Here is a 20,225-nt window from a genome sequence, read left to right as displayed (position 1 = left end):
TCAGTCGGCCAGTCCGGAGGCGCGCCAGGTCACCTCGGCCAGGCGGTCCTGACCGCTGGCGTTGGGGTGGAACCAGTCCAGCGAGTTGAGCAGGTCCAGGGTGAAGCGCACCCGGTGCGCCGCGCCGCCGTCGTGCCGGCAGCGCGAGCCGTACGCCCGGCAGGCCGCCACCAACTGCACGTTGTACGCGTCGATCCGCTCCCGGACGGCGGCCCGGCGGGCCTTGTCGGCGGCCGCGTTCGACGTCGCGTTGGCCAGCAGCGCCGGACAGATGCCCCGCTTCCACGCGCGCGTCGCCCGACCGTCGGTGTGCCCGACCTCCCAGAGTCGGTACAGGTCGGGGATGCTCACCACCAGCACCCGGGCCTTCGGTCGACCGGTGCGCAACGCCCGCAGGCCCCGGTCGACGTCGGTACGGAACGTGGTCACCGGGGTCATCGCGTCCACCCCGCCCCGGCAGATGTCGTTGGCGCCGATCAGCACGGTGACGTAGTCGGCGCGGTCGCGTACCGCTGCCTGGGCCTGGCCTTCCAGGGCGTCGGCGCGGGCGCCGGGCCGTGCGTGGTTGTACGCCCGGCCACGGATCGCGGAGTCCTGATCGAGCAGTCGCCGGTAGTGACTGTGTACCCGCAGACCGTCCCCGGTGGACCACGAGTTGCGTTCGCAGGAGGTGAGGACCAGGCAGGAGGCGAAGCCGGTGCTGATCGAGTCGCCGAGCGCGGCGATGCCGCCGGGGCCGCCGGACGACGGCGCGCTCTTGGTGGGGCGCGGTGCCGCCGATGTGCCACCCTCGCAGGCCAGCGCCACCAGTGCGGCGAGGCAGGCCAGGGCGGCGATCCAGCGTCGAGGCATGACATCCCCTGTCTCGCAGCACAGAGCGACAGCGCGGTAACTCTATGCGCTGGACCCGGTTGGGCGGGAAGTTGCTGTCGGGTATGCGGCGAAGAGGCCTCGGACCTGCCGTCGGGATGCTACAAGTGCCGCCGCGCGTGGAGTCGTCGGCCACCGGTTAACACCCCCGATCGCGGGTAGATCGTGGGGTATGACGAGATCGCAGCCCCGGCGCGCCCGTGGCACGGTCGGGCACGCGTACAGCGCCCTCAACCTGCGGCTCACCCTCGCCAGCTTCGGACTGGTGATCATGGTGATCTTCGCGGTGCTGGCGTTCTGGGTCGGGATCGCCTGGCTCGGCGTGCTCTGCGCGATCCTCGCGGTGGTCGCCGTGGTCGATCTGGTCGTGATCCAACGCCGCCGCGCCGCCCGCCGCCGCGAGGAGCCGGGCGTACGACACTCGCTGTTCGAGTGACAGGAGAAGCGAAATGCCGCACATCGCCACCACCAACCCCGCCACCGGTCAGGTGCTCAAGACCTACGAGGCGATGTCCACCGAACAGCTCGACGCCGCCATCGAGCGCACCGATCTCGCGTACCGGCAGCTGCGCGGCACAGGCGTCGAGGAGCGCGCCCGGTGGATGAACGCCGCCGCCGACCTCCTCGACGCCGAGCGGGACGAGATCGCCCGGATCATGACCACGGAGATGGGCAAGACGTACGCCGCCGCGCAGGCCGAGGTGACCAAGTGCGCCACGGCCGCCCGCTTCTACGCCGACAGGGCCCCGGCGTTCCTCGCCGACGAGCCGGCCGACGCCGCCGCCGTGAAGGCGACCAGGGCGTTCATCCGCTACCAGCCGATCGGCGTGGTGCTCGCCGTGATGCCGTGGAACTTCCCGCTCTGGCAGGTGATGCGCTTCGCCGCCCCGGCGTTGATGGCCGGCAACACCGGCCTGCTCAAGCACGCCTCGAACGTGCCGCAGACCGCGCTGCTGCTGGAGGACGTGTTCCGCCGCGCCGGCTTCCCGGAGGGCGCGTTCACCACCCTGCTGGTCGGCTCGGACGCCGTCGAGCGCATCCTCGCCGACCCCCGGGTACGCGCCGCGACGCTCACCGGCAGTGAGGCGGCCGGGCGGTCGATCGCGCAGATCGCCGGGCGGGAACTCAAGAAGACGGTGCTGGAGCTGGGCGGCAGCGACCCGTTCGTGGTGATGCCCTCGGCGGACCTGGACCGTGCCGCCGAGGTCGCCACCACCGCCCGCTGTCAGAACAACGGCCAGTCCTGCATCGCCGCCAAGCGTTTCATCGTGCACACCGACGTCTTCGACGCGTTCGCCGAGAAGTTCGCCGCGAACATGGCCGCGCTGCGCGTCGGCGACCCGATGGACGGCGACACCGACGTCGGTCCGCTGGCCAGCGAACACGGCCGCGACGAGGTGCACGCCCAGGTGCGCGACGCGGCGGAGAACGGCGCGACGGTGCTCTGCGGCGGTGAGCTGCCCACCGGCGACGGATGGTTCTATCCGCCGACCGTCGTCACCGACCTGACGCCGCAGATGCGGATGTGGTCCGAGGAGGTGTTCGGGCCGGTCGCCGGCCTGTACCGGGTGTCGTCCTACGACGAGGCCATCGAGGTGGCCAACGGCACGAGCTTCGGGCTCGGGTCGAACGCCTGGACCAGGGACGCGGCCGAGCAGGAGCGCTTCGCCACCGACCTGGACGCCGGCAACGTCTTCGTCAACGGCATGACCACCTCGTACCCGGAGCTGCCCTTCGGCGGCGTGAAGAACTCCGGCTACGGACGGGAGCTGTCCGAGCTGGGCATGCGGGAGTTCTGCAACACCAAGACGGTGTGGGTGGGCGAGGGGGCGGCGTCGGCCGGCGCCGGCGCGCACGCCGAGTAACACCTCCGCTTGAAAGGAAGGGCCCCTTATTAGACGCGGAGCGTTAATAAGGGGCCCTTCCTTTCAAGCATCAGCGGGCGTTGTCGTGGGTAGGAGATGCGCCCATGACGACGTTCGGGTTCCACGCCTCCCACGAGCAGATCAACCCCCGCGCCCTGCTGGAAGCGGTGATGCACGCCGAGCGGGCCGGCTTCGACGCCGCCATGTGCTCCGACCACTTCTCGCCGTGGAGCGAGCGGCAGGGTGAGTCCGGCTTCGCCTGGTCCTGGTTGGGCGCGGCCCTGCAGGCCACCGGCATGCCGTTCGGCGTCGTCAACGCCCCCGGCCAGCGGTACCACCCGGCGATCATCGCGCAGGCGATCGGCACCCTCGGCGCGATGTACCCGGGCCGGTTCTGGGCGGCCCTCGGCACCGGCGAGGCCAGCAACGAGCACATCACCGGTGACGTGTGGCCCCGCAAGGACGTCCGTTCCGCCCGGCTGCGCGAGTGCGTGGACGTGATCCGGGCACTGCTGGCCGGTGAGGAGGTCAGCCACGACGGCCTCGTCCGGGTCGACCGGGCCCGGCTGTGGACCCGTCCCGAGGAGCCGCCCGCGCTGGTCGGCGCCGCCGTCAGCGTCGCCACCGCCCGCTGGTGCGCCGAGTGGGCCGACGGCCTGATCACCGTGAACGCGCCCGTTGAGCACCTGCGGGCGATGATCGACGCGTACCGGGACGCCGGTGGCCGGGGACCGCTGCACCTCCAGGTGCACGTCTCCTGGGCGCGGGAGCAGGCACAGGCCGAGGCGATCGCGTACGACCAGTGGCGCAGCAACGTCTTCGCCCCTCCGGTCTGCTGGGACCTGGAGACCGTGGAGCACTTCGACGAGGTGTCCGCCGACGTACCCGCCCAGCGGGTCGCCCAGGTGGTGAACGTCTCGGCGGACCTGGGCCGGCACGTCGGCTGGTTGGAGGAGTACGTGGCGCTCGGCTTCGACCAGATCGCTCTGCACCACGTCGGGCAGGAGCAGCGCGGTTTCATCGACGCGTTCGGCGCCGAGGTGCTGCCGAAGTTGCGTCCGGCCGGCTGATCGGGCGTCGACCACCCGCCCCCTAGGCTCGTACCCCATGGAAAGCCTGTTTCCGGTCGTCGTCTTCCTGGCGATCGCCACCCTGGGCGCGGCCTTGGCCCGCCGGCTGGGCCTGCTCGCGCCGATCCTGCTTGTCGTACTCGGATTGGCCCTGTCCTTCCTTCCGGGCTTCCCGCAGATCCACCTCGAGCCGGAGTTGGTGCTGATCGGCATCCTGCCGCCGTTGCTGTACGTCGCGGCGCTGGAGACGTCGGTGCCGGCGTTCAAGAACAACATCCGGCCGATCCTGCTGCTCGCCGTGGGCCTGGTGCTGTTCACCGCGTTCGCGGTGGGCGTCGTGCTGCATCTGCTGCTGCCGCAGGTGCCGTTCGCGATCTGCCTGGCCCTCGGCGCGGTGGTCGCGCCGCCGGACGCGGTGGCCGCCACCGCGGTCGCCCGCCGCGTCGGGCTGCCCCGCCGGGTGGTCACCATCCTGGAGGGGGAGAGCCTCGTCAACGACGCGACCGCGCTGGTGCTGCTGCGGGTCGCGACCATGGCCACCATCGGTTCGACCGTCGGCACGGCGGACGTGGCCGTGGAGGTGCTGCGCGCGACCGGCGGCGGCATCCTGATCGGCGCGCTCGGGGCGGTCGTCTTCGGCTTCCTGCACCGGCGGATCAGCGACCCGCTGCTGGACAACGCGCTGTCGTTGATCATCCCGTTCGCGGTGGTGTTCACCGCCGAGCACGTGCACGCCTCAGGTGTGGTCGCCGTGGTCGTCACCGGGCTGGCCCTCGGCCACAAGCTGCCGCAACTGCTGTCGGCGGCGTCCCGGTTGCAGACCGGGGCGTTCTGGCGGCTGGTGCGGTTTCTTCTCGAAGGGCTGGTCTTCCTCCTGGTCGGGCTGCAACTGCGGGACGTGCTGCGGAACCTCGACGAGCCGGCCGGCTCCCTCGTCCTGATCACCGTGGCGGTGTTGGCCACCGTCTTCCTGACCCGCTTCGTCTGGCTCTTCCCGGCCACCTACCTGGCCCGGCTGGTCCCTCGGATCCGCCGCCGCGACGCGGCCCCCTCCCCGAAGATCCCGATCATCATCGGCTGGGCCGGGATGCGCGGCGTGGTGACGCTCGCTGCCGCCCTGGCCCTGCCGTTGACGCTGGCCGAGGAGGAGCCGTACCCGCGGGCCCTGTTCATCTGGCTGGCCTTCGCGGTGATCGTGGTCACCCTGGTCGGGCAGGGGGCCACCCTCCCGCTGGTCGCCCGCCGCCTGAAACTGCCCCAGGATGACCCCATGCAGGACGCGTTGTCCGCCGCTGGTGTACAGCAGCAGGCCAGCCGGGCAGCGCGGGACCGCCTGGAGGAGCTGGCCGACAGCGCGCCCGCCCCCGTGGTGGACCGGCTGCGCCGGGTGCTGGAGGACCGCACCAACATGGCCTGGGAACGGCTCGGCGGCGACGAGCGGGAAACCCCTTCACAGGCGTACGGTCGGCTGCGACAAGAGATGATCGACGCCGAGCGGGACGTCTTCCGAGCTGCCCGGGACTCCGGTCGCATTCCCGAGGAGGTACTGGTGCAGGCCTACCGTGACCTGGACCTGGAAGAGTCGCTGCTGCGGCAGGAGGTGGAACAGTGAGCTGTCAGCATCTGACCGAGGCCGGCACCGCCGAGCCGCTAACCCCCGACGAGTGCGCCGACTGCGTCGCCATCGGCAACACCTACTGGGTGCACCTGCGTACCTGCCTGAGCTGCGGGCAGGTCGGCTGCTGCGACTCGTCGCCGAACCAGCACGCGAGCAAGCACTTCGCGTCCACCGGTCACCCGGTGATCCGCTCGGCGCAGCCGGGCGAGGCGTGGCGCTGGTGCTTCGTCGACGAGGAGATCGGCTGACGTTCAGTCGAGCCGGCGCACGAGCAACTGCCCCGGCCACGGCTCACGCCCCGACCGGACCACGGTGAACGGTTCGGTCGGGGTGAAGCCGCAGCCCTCGTAGAACCGGACGAGTGCCCGGTCGTCGCCGCCATAGCAGTCCACCCGCAACAATCCCAGCCCGCGTGCCCGCGCCACCTCGGCGGCGTGCTCCAGCAGTCGGGCCCCGATCCTCAGCCCGGCGTGCGCCCGGTCGGTGACCAGCAGCCGGACGTACAGCTCCGGCTCGGTGGCCGGGGGCACGTGTTCGGTGGCGTCACCCACCACCAGCGCGCCGACGACACGGTTGCCCCGCATCGCCAGGTGCAGGCCGCCACTCGTGGCCCACTGATCGGCCCGGGCGATCTGGCCGGGATCGGTGGAGGGCTGCCGCGTGCCCCACTGCCCGGTCCGGCCGCGCTCCACCAGCCAGGCGGTGGCCACGTCGAGCAGCCGCAGCACGGCCGGGGCGTCGTCGGGGCCGCCGGGGCGGATGGTGATGATCGACTGATCGTTCATGCCCGGCATCCTGCTACACCCGGCGGGTGTTCAGCGCCCACCGGGTCAGCGCCGGGATGATCAGACCCGTCACGGCGAACAGCCCGGCGACGGCCAGCCAGCCGGCCGCCCCGCCGTCGATGATGACCAGGGTCAGCAGGGCCGGGGCGACGGCTCGGGCCAGGCCGGCGAGCATCCCGTCCACCCCCTGGTACGCGCCGACGGCTCCCGATGGGGCGAGATCGTAGGCCAGCCCGGCTCCCGCAGCGGCGTGCCACAGGTCTCCGGCGGTGTAGACGGCCGTGGCGAGCAGGAGGAGTGCGACCGCCGCCGTGGTGGGCAGGGCGACCGTGGTGGCGTACAGCAGCATCGCGGACGCCAGTACCAGGCCGGCGCGGCGCATCGTCGCCGCCGCGGGGACGGCGGTGTCCGCGCCCCGGCTCAGCCGCACCGCCAGCACGACGGTCAGCAGCGTGTTGGTCAGCAGCACCGCCGACACGACGGGCGGCGGCGCTCCGGCCACGGTCACCGCCCACAGTGGCACGACGAGCGTGAGAACTGTCTGGTGCATAGCGAGCAGCGCCGACGCGCCGCTCACCACGAGGAACCGGCCGTCGCGCAGCGCTCCTCCCCGGCCCAGGACAGCACCGGTCGCGACACGTGGCATCGGCGGGTAGGCCGGCAGTCGCAGCAACAGCGCCGCCGACACCAGGTAGGTGACCGCGTTGCCGACCACCAACAGTTGGTACGCCCGGTGCGTGTCGACGGCCAACGCGAACCCGGCCAGCCCGGCCCCGACGGCGATGCCCAGGTTCGCCACGGCGCGCAGCGTGGCGAAGGCGTGTACCCGCCGCTGCGGACCAGTGACGGCCGCGACCAACGCGGCGCGGACCGCGAGGTTGCCCGAGGCCAACAGCAGTTCGAGCACCGCGACGGCCAGGAAGACCGTGAACGAGTCGACCAGCAGGTACGTCGCCCCCACCGCCGCCTGGAGGACCTGCAGCGCGGCTCGCAGCGTGCGCGGGTCGCGCCGATCCGCCAGGGCGCCGAGCGGCACGCTGGCGGTCAGCCCGACCAGTCCGGCGACGCTGAGCCCGGCACCCACCTGAACGGGGGACAGCCCCACATCCCGGGTGAGATAGAGAGCCGCCCCGGTCAGCCACAGGCCCGCGCCGACCGAGTTCGCCAGGGTCGCGAGCGCGAGAGTGCGCAGTCGCCCCGCCGGTGGTGACGGCGCGACGCCGGTGTCGCCGATGACCGTCATGGTGGCGACGTTAGGCAGGACCTGCGGAGTCGGCAGTCCCGGACGACGCGAGGCTGGTCACACCAGCAGCCCGAGAGCACTTGTCACCACGGCCTGCCGCGGTCGGCCCGGCGCGCCTCGGCCTCCAGGGCTGCCCTGGCGGCAGCTTCGGCAAGCTCCGGGGCGACCTGGTCGAGGACCCGGGTGCCCAGCTTGCGCAGCACGGTCGGCTCGAACTTGCCGGCCCACTCGATGAGGACGCCGACCGCCTTGTCGGCCGTCTCGGCGTCAGCGGCCGTGTGCACCGTCAGGACGGTCTCGCCGATGACCCGCGCCTGCTCGACAGTGATGTCTCCGTTGGCCAGCGCGGCGCGCACCCCGGGCGCTCCGGCATCGAGCGCCCCAGCGACATTGACCAGTCGGCGCGCGGTGGAACCGTCGAGCCGCAGCCGGTCCCGCAACCACACTGCCGTCGACGACGCGCCCTGCGCCCGGGGCGTGCCGCGGCCGTCCACCTCACGCACCAGCGCCAGTTGCACGGCCGCCAAGCGTTGCGCGAGCCGGTGCGCGGCGTCGAGGGCCGCGACGAGATCGTGCTCGGGGAGGGTCCACACCGCCGCGTCGAGGCAGTCGGCAACCGCCGCCTCCGCCCGCGCCAACCCTTCCACCACGGGCCGAGGTTAGAACAGGTGTACGACAATTCGGGGCTGGGTCGTGCGTCGAATGCGCCTATGATCATCGATGATCGCAGCGGGACGGGAGAGATGGGTTGATCAAGGCGGTCTTCTTCGATGTGGGCGGGGTGATTCTCGACGAGTCCCGCGAGTTCGCGGCCTGGGCGGACTGGTTCGGCGTCCCGCGGCACACGTTGTCTGCGGTCTTCGGCGCGGTCGTCGCGAGGGGCCTGGACTACCGGGAGACGTTCCGGACCTTCCGGCCCGACTTCGACCTGGAGGTCGAGCTTGCCCGTCGAGCCGCCGCCGGGCAGCCGGAGACGTTCGGCGCGGAGGATCTCTATCCGGACGCGCAAGGGTGCCTCGCCGCCCTGCGCGATCAGGGTCTGCTGGTGGGCCTGGCCGGTAACCAGCCGGCCCATGCCGAGGCGACCCTTCGCTCTCTCGACCTCGAGGTGGACGTGATCGGCACGTCGCACTCCTGGGGCGTGGCGAAGCCGGCGCCGGCCTTCTTCGACCGGGTGGTGGCCGAAGGCGGCGGCGATCCGGCCTCGATCCTGTACGTCGGCGACCGGCCCGACAACGACGCCCGTCCGGCTCAGGAGGCCGGTGTGAAGACGTGCCTGATCCGGCGCTCCCCGTGGGGGCACATCCTCGACATGCCAGCCGTGGCCGACCGGTGCCTGTTCCGCATCGACTCGCTGCACGAGCTGCCGGCCCTGATCGCCGCACACAACAGCCGAGCCGACTAGCCGCGCCCGACAGCCGAGCCGACTAGCCGTGCACACCGAGCCGTGCACACCGAGCCGCGCACACCGAGCCGCGCACACCAAGCCGCGCACACCGAGCCATGCACACCAAGCCGGAAACAGCAGGCCGAGAACAACAAGCCGAGCATGCCAGGTCGAGCGGATCAGGCGCCCGCCTCGCGCCGCTCGGCGCACGCCCACCGGGGCGCGGCCGTAGGGTTTTGCGGTGACCGTCAAGCGGATGCCCGCCGCGGAGATTCCCGTCTCTGTCGAACTGGTGCGCGGTCTGCTCGACCAGCAGCACCCCGATCTGGCGGACCTGCCGATCGAGATCCTCGCCAACGGCTGGGACAACCTCGTGTGTCGTCTTGGTGCGGAGTTGCTGGTCCGGTTGCCGCGCCGTGCCGTGGCCGCCGAGCTCATCGCGCACGAGCAGCGCTGGCTGCCGGAGCTGGCCGGCCGCCTGCCGTTGCCGGTGCCAGCGCCGGTGCGCGTCGGGCAGCCGACGACCCGCTACCCCTGGTCGTGGAGTGTCGTACCGTTCTTCCCGGGCCGGATCGTGGCGCTTTCGGCGCCCGGCGACCCCGGGGCGGCAGCGGCGACGCTCGGCGCCTTCCTGGACGCGCTGCACATGCCGGCTCCGCCGGAGGCTCCCGTCAACCCGATGCGTGGGATTCCCCTGCTCGGCCGCGCCCCGGGGGTCCTGAACGGGCTCGCGCATGTCGATCCGGCCGATCGCGCCGCCGCGCTGCGGGTCTGGGAGGTGGCCGTCGCCGCACCCGCGTGGGGTGGTCCGCCGCGGTGGCTGCACGGGGACCTGCATCCCGCCAACATCCTCGTCGACCGGGGCCGGATCAGCGCCGTGATCGACTTCGGCGACATCACCTCGGGCGATCCCGCGACCGATCTGTCCGTGGCCTGGATGCTGTTTCCGGTCGAGCCGCGTGCTGCTCTTCGGCGGGCGTACGGCCGCGCGGACGACGCGACCTGGGAGCGGGCGCGCGGCTGGGCGCTGGCCCTGTCCCTGGTGTTCCTGACGCACTCGCAGGACAACCCGCTGATGCGCGGCATCGGCGAGCGCGCCTTCCGCCTGGTGCTGGATTCGTGATGGCGGACGGGTGGTCCTGGTGGCCGCCCCCGGGGGGAAGGGCGGCCACCAGGGGTCGCGCTCAGGACAGCGAGCAGGCGTTCCCGTTGACGGTGACCAGCCCCGGGTTGGGGTTGGCGCCGCCGTTGGTCGTCGCGTTGAAGCCGAACGTCACCGTGCCACCGGGGACGATCTTGGCGTTGTACGACTCGTTCTTCGCGGTGACCGTCGCGCCGGACTGGGTGACCTTCGCCAGCCAGGCCTCCCGGACGCGCTGGTCACCCGTGAACGCGAACCGGGTGGTCCAGCCGTTGACGGCCGTGGACCCGGTGTTGCGGATGGTCAACTGCGCGGTGAACCCGGTGTTGCCCTGCCAAGCGCCGTAGTTGGCGTAGCTCACCGAGCAGGTGACGGCCGGTACGGCGCCCGCCTCGCCCTGGTCGGCCAGGAACGAGGAGATCCAGGCCAGCGCCGAGTTCCAGTTGATCGCCACCTCGTTCGTGGAGTACGAGTTGATGTCGTCGACGTAGCAGAACATCGGCTTGCAGCCGGCGAGCAACTGCGCCACGAACGGGTCCTGCAACGCCGCGTTCGCGCCACCGGCGAGGGAGCCGGCGGGCGGACGGGGCAGGTTGGCGTCGAGCTGGTGGCCGAAGATCCGGCTGTGCTGGTTCTGCGCGGCGTGCTCGCCCCAGCCGGTGACGTACGAGATGTTCAGGGCGTTGCGGCCCAGGATGTAGTCCATCGCCTGCACGGCGCCGTCGCGGTAACGGGCGTCGCGGGTCAGGTCGAAGGCGGTGGCCAGGACGATCGCGTTGTTGATGATGCTGCTGTTCGCGCCCCAGAAGTAGCTGTCGGCGTCCCCGGGCATCGGCAGCCCGTACGCCTGCCGGCGCAGCTCGGCGAGGTACGCGTCGGCGGCGGCGGTGACCGAGGCGCGAACCCGGGTCAGGTCGGCGGCGGGCAGCCCGTTCGGCACGGTGGCCAGATCGAGTCGACCCAGCGCGGCGACGCTCTGCCAGCCGAAGCCACGCGGCTCGAACACGTTGCCGGTGTGGTGCGGCGACGCGGTCAGGTCGGTCAGGTAGGTCTGCGAACCGGTGGTGAGGTACAGCTCGACCGCCGCCCAGTAGAACTCGTCGGTGACGTTCGAGTCGTCGTACGCGCCGCCGCCGGTGCCGTCGGTCGGGCTGGCGTACACCGCGGGGTGTGCCTTCGCGGCGGCGTAGGCCGTCTTCGCGGCGGTGCCGCAGCGGGACGCGAACGCCGCGTCGTACGGGGCGAAGAGTCGCGCGCACTGGGCGGCGGTCGCGGCCATGTTGAGGGTGGCGGCGGTCGACGGCGGGTGCAGCTCGCGCGGCTGCGGGTCGTCCTGCGGGGCGAGCGGCAGGCCGGTCCAGTTCTTGTCGTGGATCTTGTGGTGGACCATGCCGGCGAGCGGCTTGCCGGCCGGCACCTGCATGCGCAGCAGGAACTCCAGCTCCCAGCGGGCCTCGTCGAGGATGTCCGGGACGCCGTTGCCGCGCTCGGGCACCCGCAGGGTGCTGTCGGCCAGTCCGGCGCCGCCGTTGGCGGTGGCGGCCGTCTTGGTCCGCTCGAAGGTGTTGAGGAGCTGGTAGGTGGCGATGCCGCCGTTGACCACGTACTTGCCGTGGTCGCCGGCGTCGTACCAGCCGCCGCGCACGTCGAGGGAGTAGTCGCAGACGCCCGGCTGGCAGGGCACGCTGGTGTCGCCCTGGTTGGGGGCGACGCCGAGGTGGCCGGCCGGGCGGGCGTACTCGTCGCCGATCAGGTCACCGTCGATGGCGATGCCGCTGCGCTGGGCGTAGAAGAACTGCATCGAGTCGGAGCGCAGTTGGTTGTAGAGGGTGCCGGAGATGTCGAACGGGTGACTGGTCTCGCCGTCGACGGTGAGCGTCAGCCCCGCGCCCGGGGTGCGGTAGCTGGAGAAGTCGACGGTCTGCACGTTCTGCCCGGAGGCGGCGTCCACGCCACGCGTGGTGGTGGTGCCGCTGGCCAGGACGGCCCCGGCGGCCGAGTGGAGCTGCCAGGGCAGCGGCGTGGTCGCCTCGGTGACCACCGTGGCGTTCTTCGGCCCGCCGGGCAGGTAGCCGGCCTGGTTGACGCGGACGCGGGGCCCGGTGTCCGGCTCGTACGGCGCGGGGGGTTCGCCGCCGCGCAGCGACACGTCGTCGAGGCAGATGGTCTGCGCCTGCGCGCTGCCACCGACCTGGAAGATGAGCTGGGCGTTCTGGTTGTCGTCCGGGACGGTGAAGGTCGACTCGACGCGCTGGACGGTGCCGGTGGCGGCGGCGTCCACGGCCGCGTACGTGGTGTACGGGGCGCTGCCGAGCTGGAGCACGGCCTTGACGGCGGTGCCGGGGGTGGCGGTGATGTCGAAGCCGAGCGTGTACTCGGCGCCCGCGATCAGCGGCACGCCGTCCTGACCGATGCCGGCGTCCCACGGGTTGGCGAGTCCACCGGGGACGGCGGCGCAGAGCTGGCCGTCGGTGACCCCGAGTGAGTCGGTGCCGTAGGAGAACCACGGGCTCACGCCCGCGCTGAAGTCCCCGTTGTCGATCTGCTCGGGGGCGTCCGGTGGAGGGGCGGCGTAGGCCGCTCCGGCGCCCGCGCCGGTGAGGGCCAGGGCGGTCGCCGCGGCCAGGAGGAGGCGACGTTTGGATGGCGTCACGGGGTAGTCCTTCCGGGACGGGAGGTGAGGCAGGTGGCGGTGGCGACCTGGGAGCGCTCCCAGGTCGAAGCTCGATGTTTCCAGTGGTGGATCGTCCTGTCAATTGATCCGACTGGATGGGATCTGCCGTCCGACAAGGGCGGAGACGCGCGCCGCGGCCGAACGCGAGACGTGAGATTGGCCGCGCCACGCGCCGTCGTCCTGATCTCCTAGAGACAACTGCGCCCTTCGCCTGGCAGGCTGCCTCCCATGACCCTGAAGCTGCGCTCCGTGGGAACGAGCGACCGTGGGCTGATCCGCAGCGGAAACCAGGACGCCCTGCACGCCGGCACCTGGCTCGTCGCGGTCGCCGACGGCATGGGCGGAATGGCCGCCGGTGACCTCGCCAGCTCGCTCACCATCGACGCGGTCGCCCCGCTGGACGTGGAGACACCCGAGGACGCCCTGGTGGCCGCCCTCCAGGACGGCATCGCGTTGGCCACCGCCCGCATCCGGCAGGCGGTCGCCGACGACCCCGAGCGCCAGGGCATGGGCACCACGTTGACCGCCCTGCTCTTCGCCCGTACCGGTAGCTGCCTGGCCCTCGCCCACGTCGGTGACTCGCGGGCCTACCTGTTCCGCGAGGGTGTGCTCAAGCAGATCACCCGCGACGACACCTTCGTGCAGATGCTCGTCGACCAGGGCGTGATCACCCCGGACCAGGCCAGCAGCCATCCGCGCCGGGCCGTCGTGACCCAGGCGTTGCAGGGCGAGGACGTCTCCCCGTCGTACGCGACGATGGTGCCCCGGTCCGGCGACCGGTGGCTGCTGTGCAGCGACGGCCTCTCCAACGTCGTCCGCCCGGACACCCTGGCCGAGGTGCTCGCCGCCTACCCCGACCGGTCCGCCTGCGCCGGCAAGCTGATCGACCTGGCGCTGCACGCGGGCGCTCCGGACAATGTCACCGTCGTGGTGGCCGACGTCGTGGAGGAGTAACCCCTGCTCAGCGTCGTCGCGGCGCGGCCCGCCGGGTGGGCGTCGCCGTGTCCGGGTCTTCGGGCCACGGATGACGCGGATAGCGACCGCGTAGCTCGGCGCGGACCTGCGGATAGCCGGTACGCCAGAACGACGCGAGGTCCGCGGTGACCGCCACCGGCCGGCCGGCGGGGGAGAGCAGGTGCAGCAGCACCGGCACCCGGCCACCGGCGATGCGTGGGGCCACCGGCCAGCCGAACGTCTCCTGGAGCTTGACCGCGAGCACCGGCGCGGCCGGGTCGGCGTAGTCGACGCGGATACGTGAGCCGCTGGGCACCTCGATGCGCTCGGGCGCGAACTCGTCCAGGCGCGCGGCCTGCGCCCAGGGCAGCAGCCGACGCAGGGCCGAGGTCACGTCGACCCGGCTCAGGTCGGCCCGCCGCCGGCCGGCGGCCAGCTCCGGCCCCAGCCAGGTCGGGGCGGCGGCGAGCAGCGCCTCGTCGTCGACGTCGGGCCACTCGGCGTCGAGGTGCAGCCGGCAGAACGCCATCCGCTCGCGCAGCCCCCGCGCCGCCGGGGTCCACGGCAGCAGTCCCAGGCCCTCCTGACGCAGGCCGGTGAGCAGCGCCGCCGTGATCTCCGCCGGGTCCGGACGGTCCAGCCGCCGCGTCACCAGTTCGATCGCGCCCAGTCGGGTCACCTCCCGGGCCACCACGTCCCCGTCGGACCAGCCGACCTCCCGGCGCGTGGACAGCAGGGGGCCCGCCGCCTCCCGGGCGGTCGCCTCGTCCAGGCCGGTGGCGCGGCGGATCCGCGCCGAGGGCGCGCCGGGGCGGCGGTCCGCGACCGCCACCGCCAGCCAGTCGGCGCCGGCCAGGCCCGAACCGGCCGCCAGCTCCGCGGCGGTCCCGCCCGTCATGAGGTACGACGATCCGCCCGGCCGCCGCACCCGGGCCAACCGCTCGGGGTACGCCAGACCGACGACCAGCCCGGCGGCGAGGTCATCGGTCAGCCGCTCGCGGTCAGCGGGTACGCCGGGCCGAGAAGTCGCGGCGGCACCGGTCGGTGACGCGCTACCGGTCGGCGGTGCGGTGCCGGGCGCGGCGGTTGCCCGGACACGTCCAGAACCGGCATGGTCGCCGTCGGGGGAGCCGGCGGGCAGGGCGGCGCGCAGGCGGCGTACCTCGGCCCGCCAGCGGGCGGTGGCCCCCGCGTCGACGCCGGCGCGCAACCGACGCCAGCCGGCCACCAGGTCGTCGCCGGGGCCGGCCGCGCTCTCCTCGGCGAGGAGGGCGACCACCTCGGCCGCCCGGTCGCCGCCGACCCGGTCGGCGGCGTCGAGCAGCGCCCGGGCCAGCCGGGGGTGCGCACCGGCGGAGGCGATCGCCCGTCCCCGCCCGGTGATCCGACCCGTCGCGTCGACCGCGCCAAGTGTTTCGAGGGTGTCCCGGGCGACGGTCATCGCCGCGGCCGGTGGCGCGTCGGGCAGCGCGAGTCCGACGCCATCCGGGCTGCCCCAGGCGGCCAGCTCCAACGCGAACCCGGTCAGGTCGGCGGTGGCGATCTCCGGCTCCGGCCGGGCGGGCAGCCGCTCGTGGGTGGCCTCCGACCAGCAGCGGTAGACGCATCCGGGCGCCTCGCGGCCGGCCCGGCCGGCCCGCTGGGTGGCGGCGGCCCGGGAGACCGGCACGGTGACCAACGCGCCCAGTCCCCGGGCCAGGTCGATGCGGGGCACCCGGGACAGCCCGGCGTCCACCACCGTCCGTACGCCCGGCACGGTGAGGCTGGTCTCGGCGAGCGCGGTGGACAGCACCACGCGACGCCGGTCGTCGGTCCGGGGGCGCAGCGCCGCGTCCTGCTCGGCCCCGCGCTGACGGCCGTGCAACGGCAGCAGCGCGACGGTGTCCCGCAGGTCGGCGAGCCGCCCGGCGACCGACGCGATCTCACCGGCCCCGGGCAGGAAGACCAGCACGTCGCCGGCCTGCTCGCGCAGCGCCCGGCGGACGGTGGCGGCCACCTGGTCGAGCAGCGCGCGGTCGACCGGGCCGGCCCCGGGCGGCGCGACGGGCCGGGGCGGCGGCGTCCAGATCCGCCGCACCGGGTGCAGCGCCGACTCGGCCCGGACCACCGGGGCGGGGGTGGCCCCGCCGAGTAGCGCGGCGAACCGGTCGGTGTCCGGCGTGGCGGACATGGCGAGGAGCCACAGGTCGGGCCGGAGCGTGGCCCGGGCCTCCACCGTGAAGGCAAGCGCCAGGTCGGCGTCGAGCTGCCGCTCGTGGCACTCGTCGAGCAGTACCGCGCCCGTGCCGGGCAACTCCGGGTCGTGGTGCAGCCGGCGGACCAGCAGGCCGGTGGTGACCACCTCGATCCGGGTGGCCGGGGACACCCGCCGCTCGCCGCGTACGGCGTAACCGACCCGGTCGCCGACGCGCTCGCCCAGCAGGTCGGCCATCCGCCGCGCCGCGGCGCGCGCCGCCACCCGGCGGGGCTGGGCGATCACCACCCGGCCGTCGACCCGGTCGGCCACCGCCAGCGGCGCGAGGGTGGTCTTGCCGGTGCCCGGCGGCGCGACCAGAACCGCCGCGCCGGCCGCGTCGAGCGCGGTGAGCACCGCCGGCAGGGTGGGACGGACCGGCAGGTCCAGGGTCACGTCGGAGAGCACGGCCCAGTCTCGCACCGGGCCCCGGCGGGCTCGACGGGCCCGCCACCAACGCGAACGGCCGGGTCGCCGCCCCGAAGGGAAACGACCCGGCCGGTGTTCACACGATCGAGGACCGGGGCAACGCTGACCCGACCCTCGATCGTGAAGCCCCTAGTAGGTGCCGTCGAGCTGGCCCCGCAGCTTGGTCAGCGCCCGAGCGAGCAGTCGGGAGACGTGCATCTGCGAGACGCCGATCTGGTCGGCGATCTGCGACTGGGTCAGGTTGCCGTAGAACCGCAGGGTCAGGATCTTCTGCTCCCGCTCGTCGAGCGTGGCGAGCGCCGGGCCGAGGGCGACCCGCAGCTCGGCCAGCTCGAACTCGTTGTCCTCGCCGCCGAGCATGTCGCCCAGCTCGGTGGCCCGGTCACCGTCGCCGGTCGGCGTGGACAGCGACACCGCGTTGTACGCGCGGGCGCCTTCCAGGCCCTCCAGGACCTCTTCCTCGGTGATCTTGAGGTGGGCGGCGATGTCGGCGACCGTCGGCGAACGGCCGAGGGTCTGCAGCAGCGAGCTGTTGGCGTCGGAGATGGCGAGCCGCAGCTCCTGGAGACGACGGGGAACCCGGATGTCCCAGGTGCGGTCGCGGAAGTGGCGCTTGAGCTCGCCGATGATGGTGGGGATCGCGTAACCGGCGAAGTCGACGCCGCGCGACGGGTCGAACTTGTCGATGGCCTTGATCAGGCCGACGGCGGCGGTCTGCGCCAGGTCGTCGGTCGGCTCGCCCCGCCCGCTGTAGCGGTGGGCCAGGTGGTTGGCCAGCGGCAGCCAGGCCTCGATCGCGCGGTCCCGCAAGGCGGCGCGCGACGGGTGGTTGGCGGGCAGCGCGGCCATCGCGTTGAGGAGATCGGCGGCGCTGTCGGTGAGTGCGCGCGGGTCCAGCTTGGTGGTGCTCTTCTGCTCGGTAACCGTGGTGCTCGCCTGCTCGGTGATCGTTGACGCGGTCATGGTGGTCCTCCCTGCACCTCGTCCGCGGACAAAAATAAGGTGGCGCTTTGGTTTAGCTTCAGTTGGGCCGTTCGGGAGTCACCTTAACCTGATCGGCTCCCGGAAAGCTAGCCGAAAGGTTGATGTACTTAAGGTGTGTCGACCCACAAAACGCCCATAAGCGGCGACGATCGCGCAGGTGGCGAAGTCCCTTACCCGTTTTCGGGGCGATCCTGCGGTGTCCGATCAACCCGGCGGGTCCGACCGGTCGGTCCAGGAGCCTCCACCGACCGGTCAACATGAAATCCGACAACCGGGCAGGTGTGTCGACTATCCGTCGTTGTCCCGTCGGCGGGACCGGCCGTAGCGTCGCGGAGTAGACACCCGGTTCGGAGGCACCGTGCTAGATCCAACCGCTCCCCAGCTCGTCGTGAACAGCCACACCCTCTACTTCAGCTGGTTGCCGGCGGACCCCGACGCGGTCGCCGCCCTGGTGCCCACCGGGCTGTGCCCCCGTGCCGACCGACAGGTGTTCCTCAACCAGTACGTCGTCGAGGACGAGACGCAGACCTCCGGCTTCGGCGCTTACTCGCTGACGTACATCGGTGTCTCGCTGGCCGGCGTGGACGCTCCCGGCGGGCTCAGCCCCGGCGGCTGGTGGACCCACTACGTGGCCTCCAGTCGAATCGTCCGCGAGTACGCCACCGCGCGCGGCGCTCCCGTGCTGGCCGGCCTGACCACGATCAAGCTCAACGGCGAGGCGCTGCAATCCGAGACCGAGGCGGACGGGGTGCCGCTGATCCGCGCCCGGTGTCGGGTCGGGCAGACCGGGCACGTGATCAGCAGCGGGCACCACCGCTACTTCACCCAGCGTGACGGTCAACTGCTCAGCTCGGTCTACCCGTACGTGGCCGAGCCGGTCACGCCGTTCGAGATCGAGTCGGTGGAGTTCCTGCAGCCCCGACACCCGATGTACGCGCTGCGCCCCGCCAACCCGCTGATCATCGGCTTCGGCTACTTCTCACCGCGCTCGTCGTTCGCCTACCCGGGAGGGCTCAGCGTGCACCCGGGCGGGGCTGGCCTGCCCGAGCCGGCCCGGCCGGCTCACCAGGTGCCGGCCAGCCTCGCGCGCAGCGGCCTGCCGTCGGGGTCGTAGACCAGCCGGTACACCGGCAGCGCCCAGGCTCGCGTGAACCAGGGCAGCCGCTCCGGGCGGTGCGGGCGCAGCCGGCCGGGCGGACGCTCGCCGACCTGGCCGCCGTCGTACCACCGTTGCAGTTCGTCGGCCGCGGCCGTGATGGCCGCGACGGCGTCGGCCGGGTCGATCAGGTCGGCGTCGTCGGCGCCGTCGGGGTCGCGGTCCAGGTGCTCGCGCCAGAGCCGCAGCCGCAGGTCCCGGGCGTAGGCGCGGGCCCCGTCGCCGAGGCCCGCCGGGTCGGTGGGCGTCCGCTCGTCGCGCGTGTCGTCGAGTACGGCGCAGGACAGCTCGCTGTCGTGGGTCCAGGAGCGGCGGTTGAAGTTGTCGCTGCCGACGCTGGCCCACACGTCGTCGACCACGCAGACCTTCGCGTGGACGTAGACCGGGGTGCCGGCGTGGTTCTCCACGTCGAACACGTGCACCCGATCGGGCGCGGCGCGCTCGCACAGCGACAGCGCCTGCTCGCGGCCGACCATGTTGGGCGGCAGGGCGAGCCGGCCGTCCACGTCCGGGTGCCGGGGCACCACGGCGACCAGGTGCAGCTCCGGGTTCTCCCGCAGCGCCTGGGCGAACAGGTTCGCCACCTCGGTCGACCAGAGGTACTGGTCCTCCAGGTAGATGAGGCGGCGGGCCCGTTGTACCGCCTTGGTGTAGCCCCGGGCAACGGTCCGCTCGCCGTCCGGGGCGAACGAGTAGCGCGGCCGCACGGCGGGGTAGGTGCGCAGCACCTGGATCTGGTGCGGCCCGCACTCGGGCGGGTCGGCGGGCTGGTCGGGCAGCGGGTCCGGTCGCAGGTCCGCGCCGCGCAGCCGGTCCCGGGCGTACGCCACCGGGTTCTCCGAGTCCAACGGCATCGGGTCGGTCCAGCGCTCCCGGAAGAGGGTGTCCAGCGCGCCGACCACCGGCCCGCGCACCGCGAGCTGCACGTCGTGCCAGGGCGGGTTCGGGCCGTACCGGGAGGACATCTGCACCGGCTGGGGGTCGCCGCCGTGCGCGGCGTCGTCGCGGCGACTGTGGCACAGGTCGATGCCACCGGCGAAGGCGATGTCCCGCTCCGGGGCGTCGACGTGCCGCAGCACCACCAGCTTCTGGTGGTGCGAGCCGCCCCGGCGCACCCGCTGGTCCAGCAGCACCTCACCGCCGGCCGCCGAGACCGTCTCGCTGAGGTTGCGGTTCTCCGCCTCGCTGTAGGCCAGCACGTCCAGGTGTGAGCGCCAGATCAGGCCCTTGACCACCACGCCGCGCTGGGCGGCCTGGGCGAAGAGCTGCGCCACGGTGGGCCCGTCCGGGCGCAGCCGCTGGTCCGGGTCACCCCGCCAGTCGGTGAAGAAGAGGTGGTCACCGGCGGTCAACGCCTCCACCTCCTCGACCAGCCGGTCGAAGTACGCCGCACCGTGAATCAACGGCTCGGCGAGGTTTCCCCTGGTCCAGACGGGTAACCCAGAGACCGGGTTGGCGCGTTCCTGCGCGGTGAGGAACCACTCCTGCAACGGCACGTCCAGCCCTCCGGAGGTCGACAACGTCCTCACGGTAGGACCCCCGACGCGGGTCCGCATGCCAGGCCGCCCGACCGGTGACCTGGATGACGCCACGCGAGCAGCGACAACAGCCAAGGAGGCCACACCATGCCCCGCGAAACGACGAACCCCGTGAACGAGTACCGCGAGCCGGCGGTGGAGAGCGAACGGGGGGCGCTGGTAGCGGTCTTGGTGATGGTGATCCTGGGCGTCGCGGGAATCTTCGCGGTCTCGTAGGACGGCGCTGCGGGTCCTCCTAGCTCGGACGTTCTTGACTCGGATGTTCCTGGGTCGTACGG

Annotated in this window: 18 protein-coding genes; 10 read left to right on the top strand and 8 right to left on the bottom strand. The window is 72.7% G+C overall.

What is annotated here, in order from left to right:
• Positions 1–852 carry a GDSL-type esterase/lipase family protein gene (locus ACIBTX_RS07465; RefSeq protein WP_396832188.1) on the bottom strand — a complete coding sequence of 284 codons (852 nt, stop codon included), beginning with the start codon at positions 850–852 and terminating at the stop codon, positions 1–3.
• 190 nt (positions 853–1,042) lie between these two features.
• Between ACIBTX_RS07465 and ACIBTX_RS07460 the strand changes: the two genes are divergently transcribed.
• From ACIBTX_RS07460 to ACIBTX_RS07440, 5 genes are all read left to right on the top strand, one after another.
• Entirely contained in the window at positions 1,043–1,306 is a 264-nt protein-coding gene (locus tag ACIBTX_RS07460) for a DUF6343 family protein (protein WP_357119866.1), read from the top strand.
• 13 nt (positions 1,307–1,319) lie between these two features.
• The gene (locus ACIBTX_RS07455) at positions 1,320–2,735 is read left to right on the top strand and encodes an NADP-dependent succinic semialdehyde dehydrogenase (RefSeq protein ID WP_357119863.1); all 1,416 of its coding nucleotides are present in this window, start codon (positions 1,320–1,322) and stop codon (positions 2,733–2,735) included.
• Positions 2,736–2,839: 104 nt separating this feature from the next.
• Positions 2,840–3,805, top strand: a complete 966-nt coding sequence (locus tag ACIBTX_RS07450; RefSeq protein WP_357119860.1) for a TIGR03885 family FMN-dependent LLM class oxidoreductase — start codon at positions 2,840–2,842, stop codon at positions 3,803–3,805.
• A 37-nt stretch (positions 3,806–3,842) separates the two neighbouring features.
• Entirely contained in the window at positions 3,843–5,417 is a 1,575-nt protein-coding gene (locus ACIBTX_RS07445; protein WP_357173380.1) for a Na+/H+ antiporter, read from the top strand.
• Complete coding sequence (locus ACIBTX_RS07440) at positions 5,414–5,671, top strand: UBP-type zinc finger domain-containing protein (RefSeq protein ID WP_357119854.1); 258 nt, start codon at positions 5,414–5,416, stop codon at positions 5,669–5,671. Before ACIBTX_RS07445 ends, ACIBTX_RS07440 begins: the two co-directional genes overlap by 4 nt.
• Positions 5,672–5,674: 3 nt before the next feature.
• Here ACIBTX_RS07440 and ACIBTX_RS07435 read toward each other — a convergent pair whose 3' ends face one another.
• The 3 genes from ACIBTX_RS07435 to ACIBTX_RS07425 all read right to left on the bottom strand — a co-directional run bounded on the left by ACIBTX_RS07435 (position 5,675) and on the right by ACIBTX_RS07425 (position 8,101).
• Positions 5,675–6,208, bottom strand: a complete 534-nt coding sequence (locus ACIBTX_RS07435) for a GNAT family N-acetyltransferase (RefSeq protein ID WP_396832187.1) — start codon at positions 6,206–6,208, stop codon at positions 5,675–5,677.
• 13 nt (positions 6,209–6,221) lie between these two features.
• Entirely contained in the window at positions 6,222–7,451 is a 1,230-nt protein-coding gene (locus ACIBTX_RS07430; protein ID WP_396832186.1) for an MFS transporter, read from the bottom strand.
• 83 nt (positions 7,452–7,534) lie between these two features.
• Positions 7,535–8,101 carry a DUF222 domain-containing protein gene (locus tag ACIBTX_RS07425; RefSeq protein WP_396832185.1) on the bottom strand — a complete coding sequence of 189 codons (567 nt, stop codon included), beginning with the start codon at positions 8,099–8,101 and terminating at the stop codon, positions 7,535–7,537.
• 98 nt (positions 8,102–8,199) lie between these two features.
• On the opposite strand from ACIBTX_RS07425, the gene ACIBTX_RS07420 reads away from it, so the two are divergent.
• Entirely contained in the window at positions 8,200–8,856 is a 657-nt protein-coding gene (locus tag ACIBTX_RS07420; protein WP_396832184.1) for an HAD family hydrolase, read from the top strand.
• 223 nt (positions 8,857–9,079) lie between these two features.
• Positions 9,080–9,961 carry an aminoglycoside phosphotransferase family protein gene (locus ACIBTX_RS07415; protein WP_396832183.1) on the top strand — a complete coding sequence of 294 codons (882 nt, stop codon included), beginning with the start codon at positions 9,080–9,082 and terminating at the stop codon, positions 9,959–9,961.
• 61 nt (positions 9,962–10,022) lie between these two features.
• Here ACIBTX_RS07415 and ACIBTX_RS07410 read toward each other — a convergent pair whose 3' ends face one another.
• Positions 10,023–12,632 (bottom strand): glycoside hydrolase family 9 protein, encoded by a 2,610-nt coding sequence (locus tag ACIBTX_RS07410; protein WP_357173389.1) that lies wholly within the window; start codon positions 12,630–12,632, stop codon positions 10,023–10,025.
• Positions 12,633–12,881: 249 nt separating this feature from the next.
• On the opposite strand from ACIBTX_RS07410, the gene ACIBTX_RS07405 reads away from it, so the two are divergent.
• A complete protein-coding gene (locus tag ACIBTX_RS07405; RefSeq protein WP_357119833.1) occupies positions 12,882–13,607 on the top strand; it encodes a protein phosphatase 2C domain-containing protein in 726 nt (241 codons plus the stop codon).
• Between the two features lie 7 nt (positions 13,608–13,614).
• Here the strand turns inward: ACIBTX_RS07405 and ACIBTX_RS07400 are convergent, their stop codons facing one another.
• Entirely contained in the window at positions 13,615–16,248 is a 2,634-nt protein-coding gene (locus ACIBTX_RS07400) for an ATP-dependent RNA helicase (protein ID WP_396832182.1), read from the bottom strand.
• 150 nt (positions 16,249–16,398) lie between these two features.
• Positions 16,399–17,232, bottom strand: coding sequence for a SigB/SigF/SigG family RNA polymerase sigma factor (locus tag ACIBTX_RS07395; protein WP_357119831.1), 834 nt, complete (start codon positions 17,230–17,232; stop codon positions 16,399–16,401).
• 379 nt (positions 17,233–17,611) lie between these two features.
• On the opposite strand from ACIBTX_RS07395, the gene ACIBTX_RS07390 reads away from it, so the two are divergent.
• Positions 17,612–18,367, top strand: a complete 756-nt coding sequence (locus ACIBTX_RS07390) for a hypothetical protein (RefSeq protein ID WP_357119828.1) — start codon at positions 17,612–17,614, stop codon at positions 18,365–18,367.
• Here ACIBTX_RS07390 and ACIBTX_RS07385 read toward each other — a convergent pair.
• Entirely contained in the window at positions 18,316–19,905 is a 1,590-nt protein-coding gene (locus ACIBTX_RS07385) for a phospholipase D-like domain-containing protein (protein WP_357393208.1), read from the bottom strand. The genes ACIBTX_RS07390 and ACIBTX_RS07385 overlap by 52 nt on opposite strands.
• 129 nt (positions 19,906–20,034) lie before the next feature.
• Between ACIBTX_RS07385 and ACIBTX_RS07380 the strand changes: the two genes are divergently transcribed.
• Positions 20,035–20,163 (top strand): hypothetical protein, encoded by a 129-nt coding sequence (locus ACIBTX_RS07380; protein WP_355050233.1) that lies wholly within the window; start codon positions 20,035–20,037, stop codon positions 20,161–20,163.
• Positions 20,164–20,225: the final 62 nt, after the last annotated feature.

This window comes from Micromonospora sp. NPDC049359 (assembly GCF_044466585.1).
In the GTDB taxonomy this organism is placed as follows: domain Bacteria; phylum Actinomycetota; class Actinomycetes; order Mycobacteriales; family Micromonosporaceae; genus Micromonospora.
This window is presented reverse-complemented; position numbering and strand designations above follow the sequence as displayed.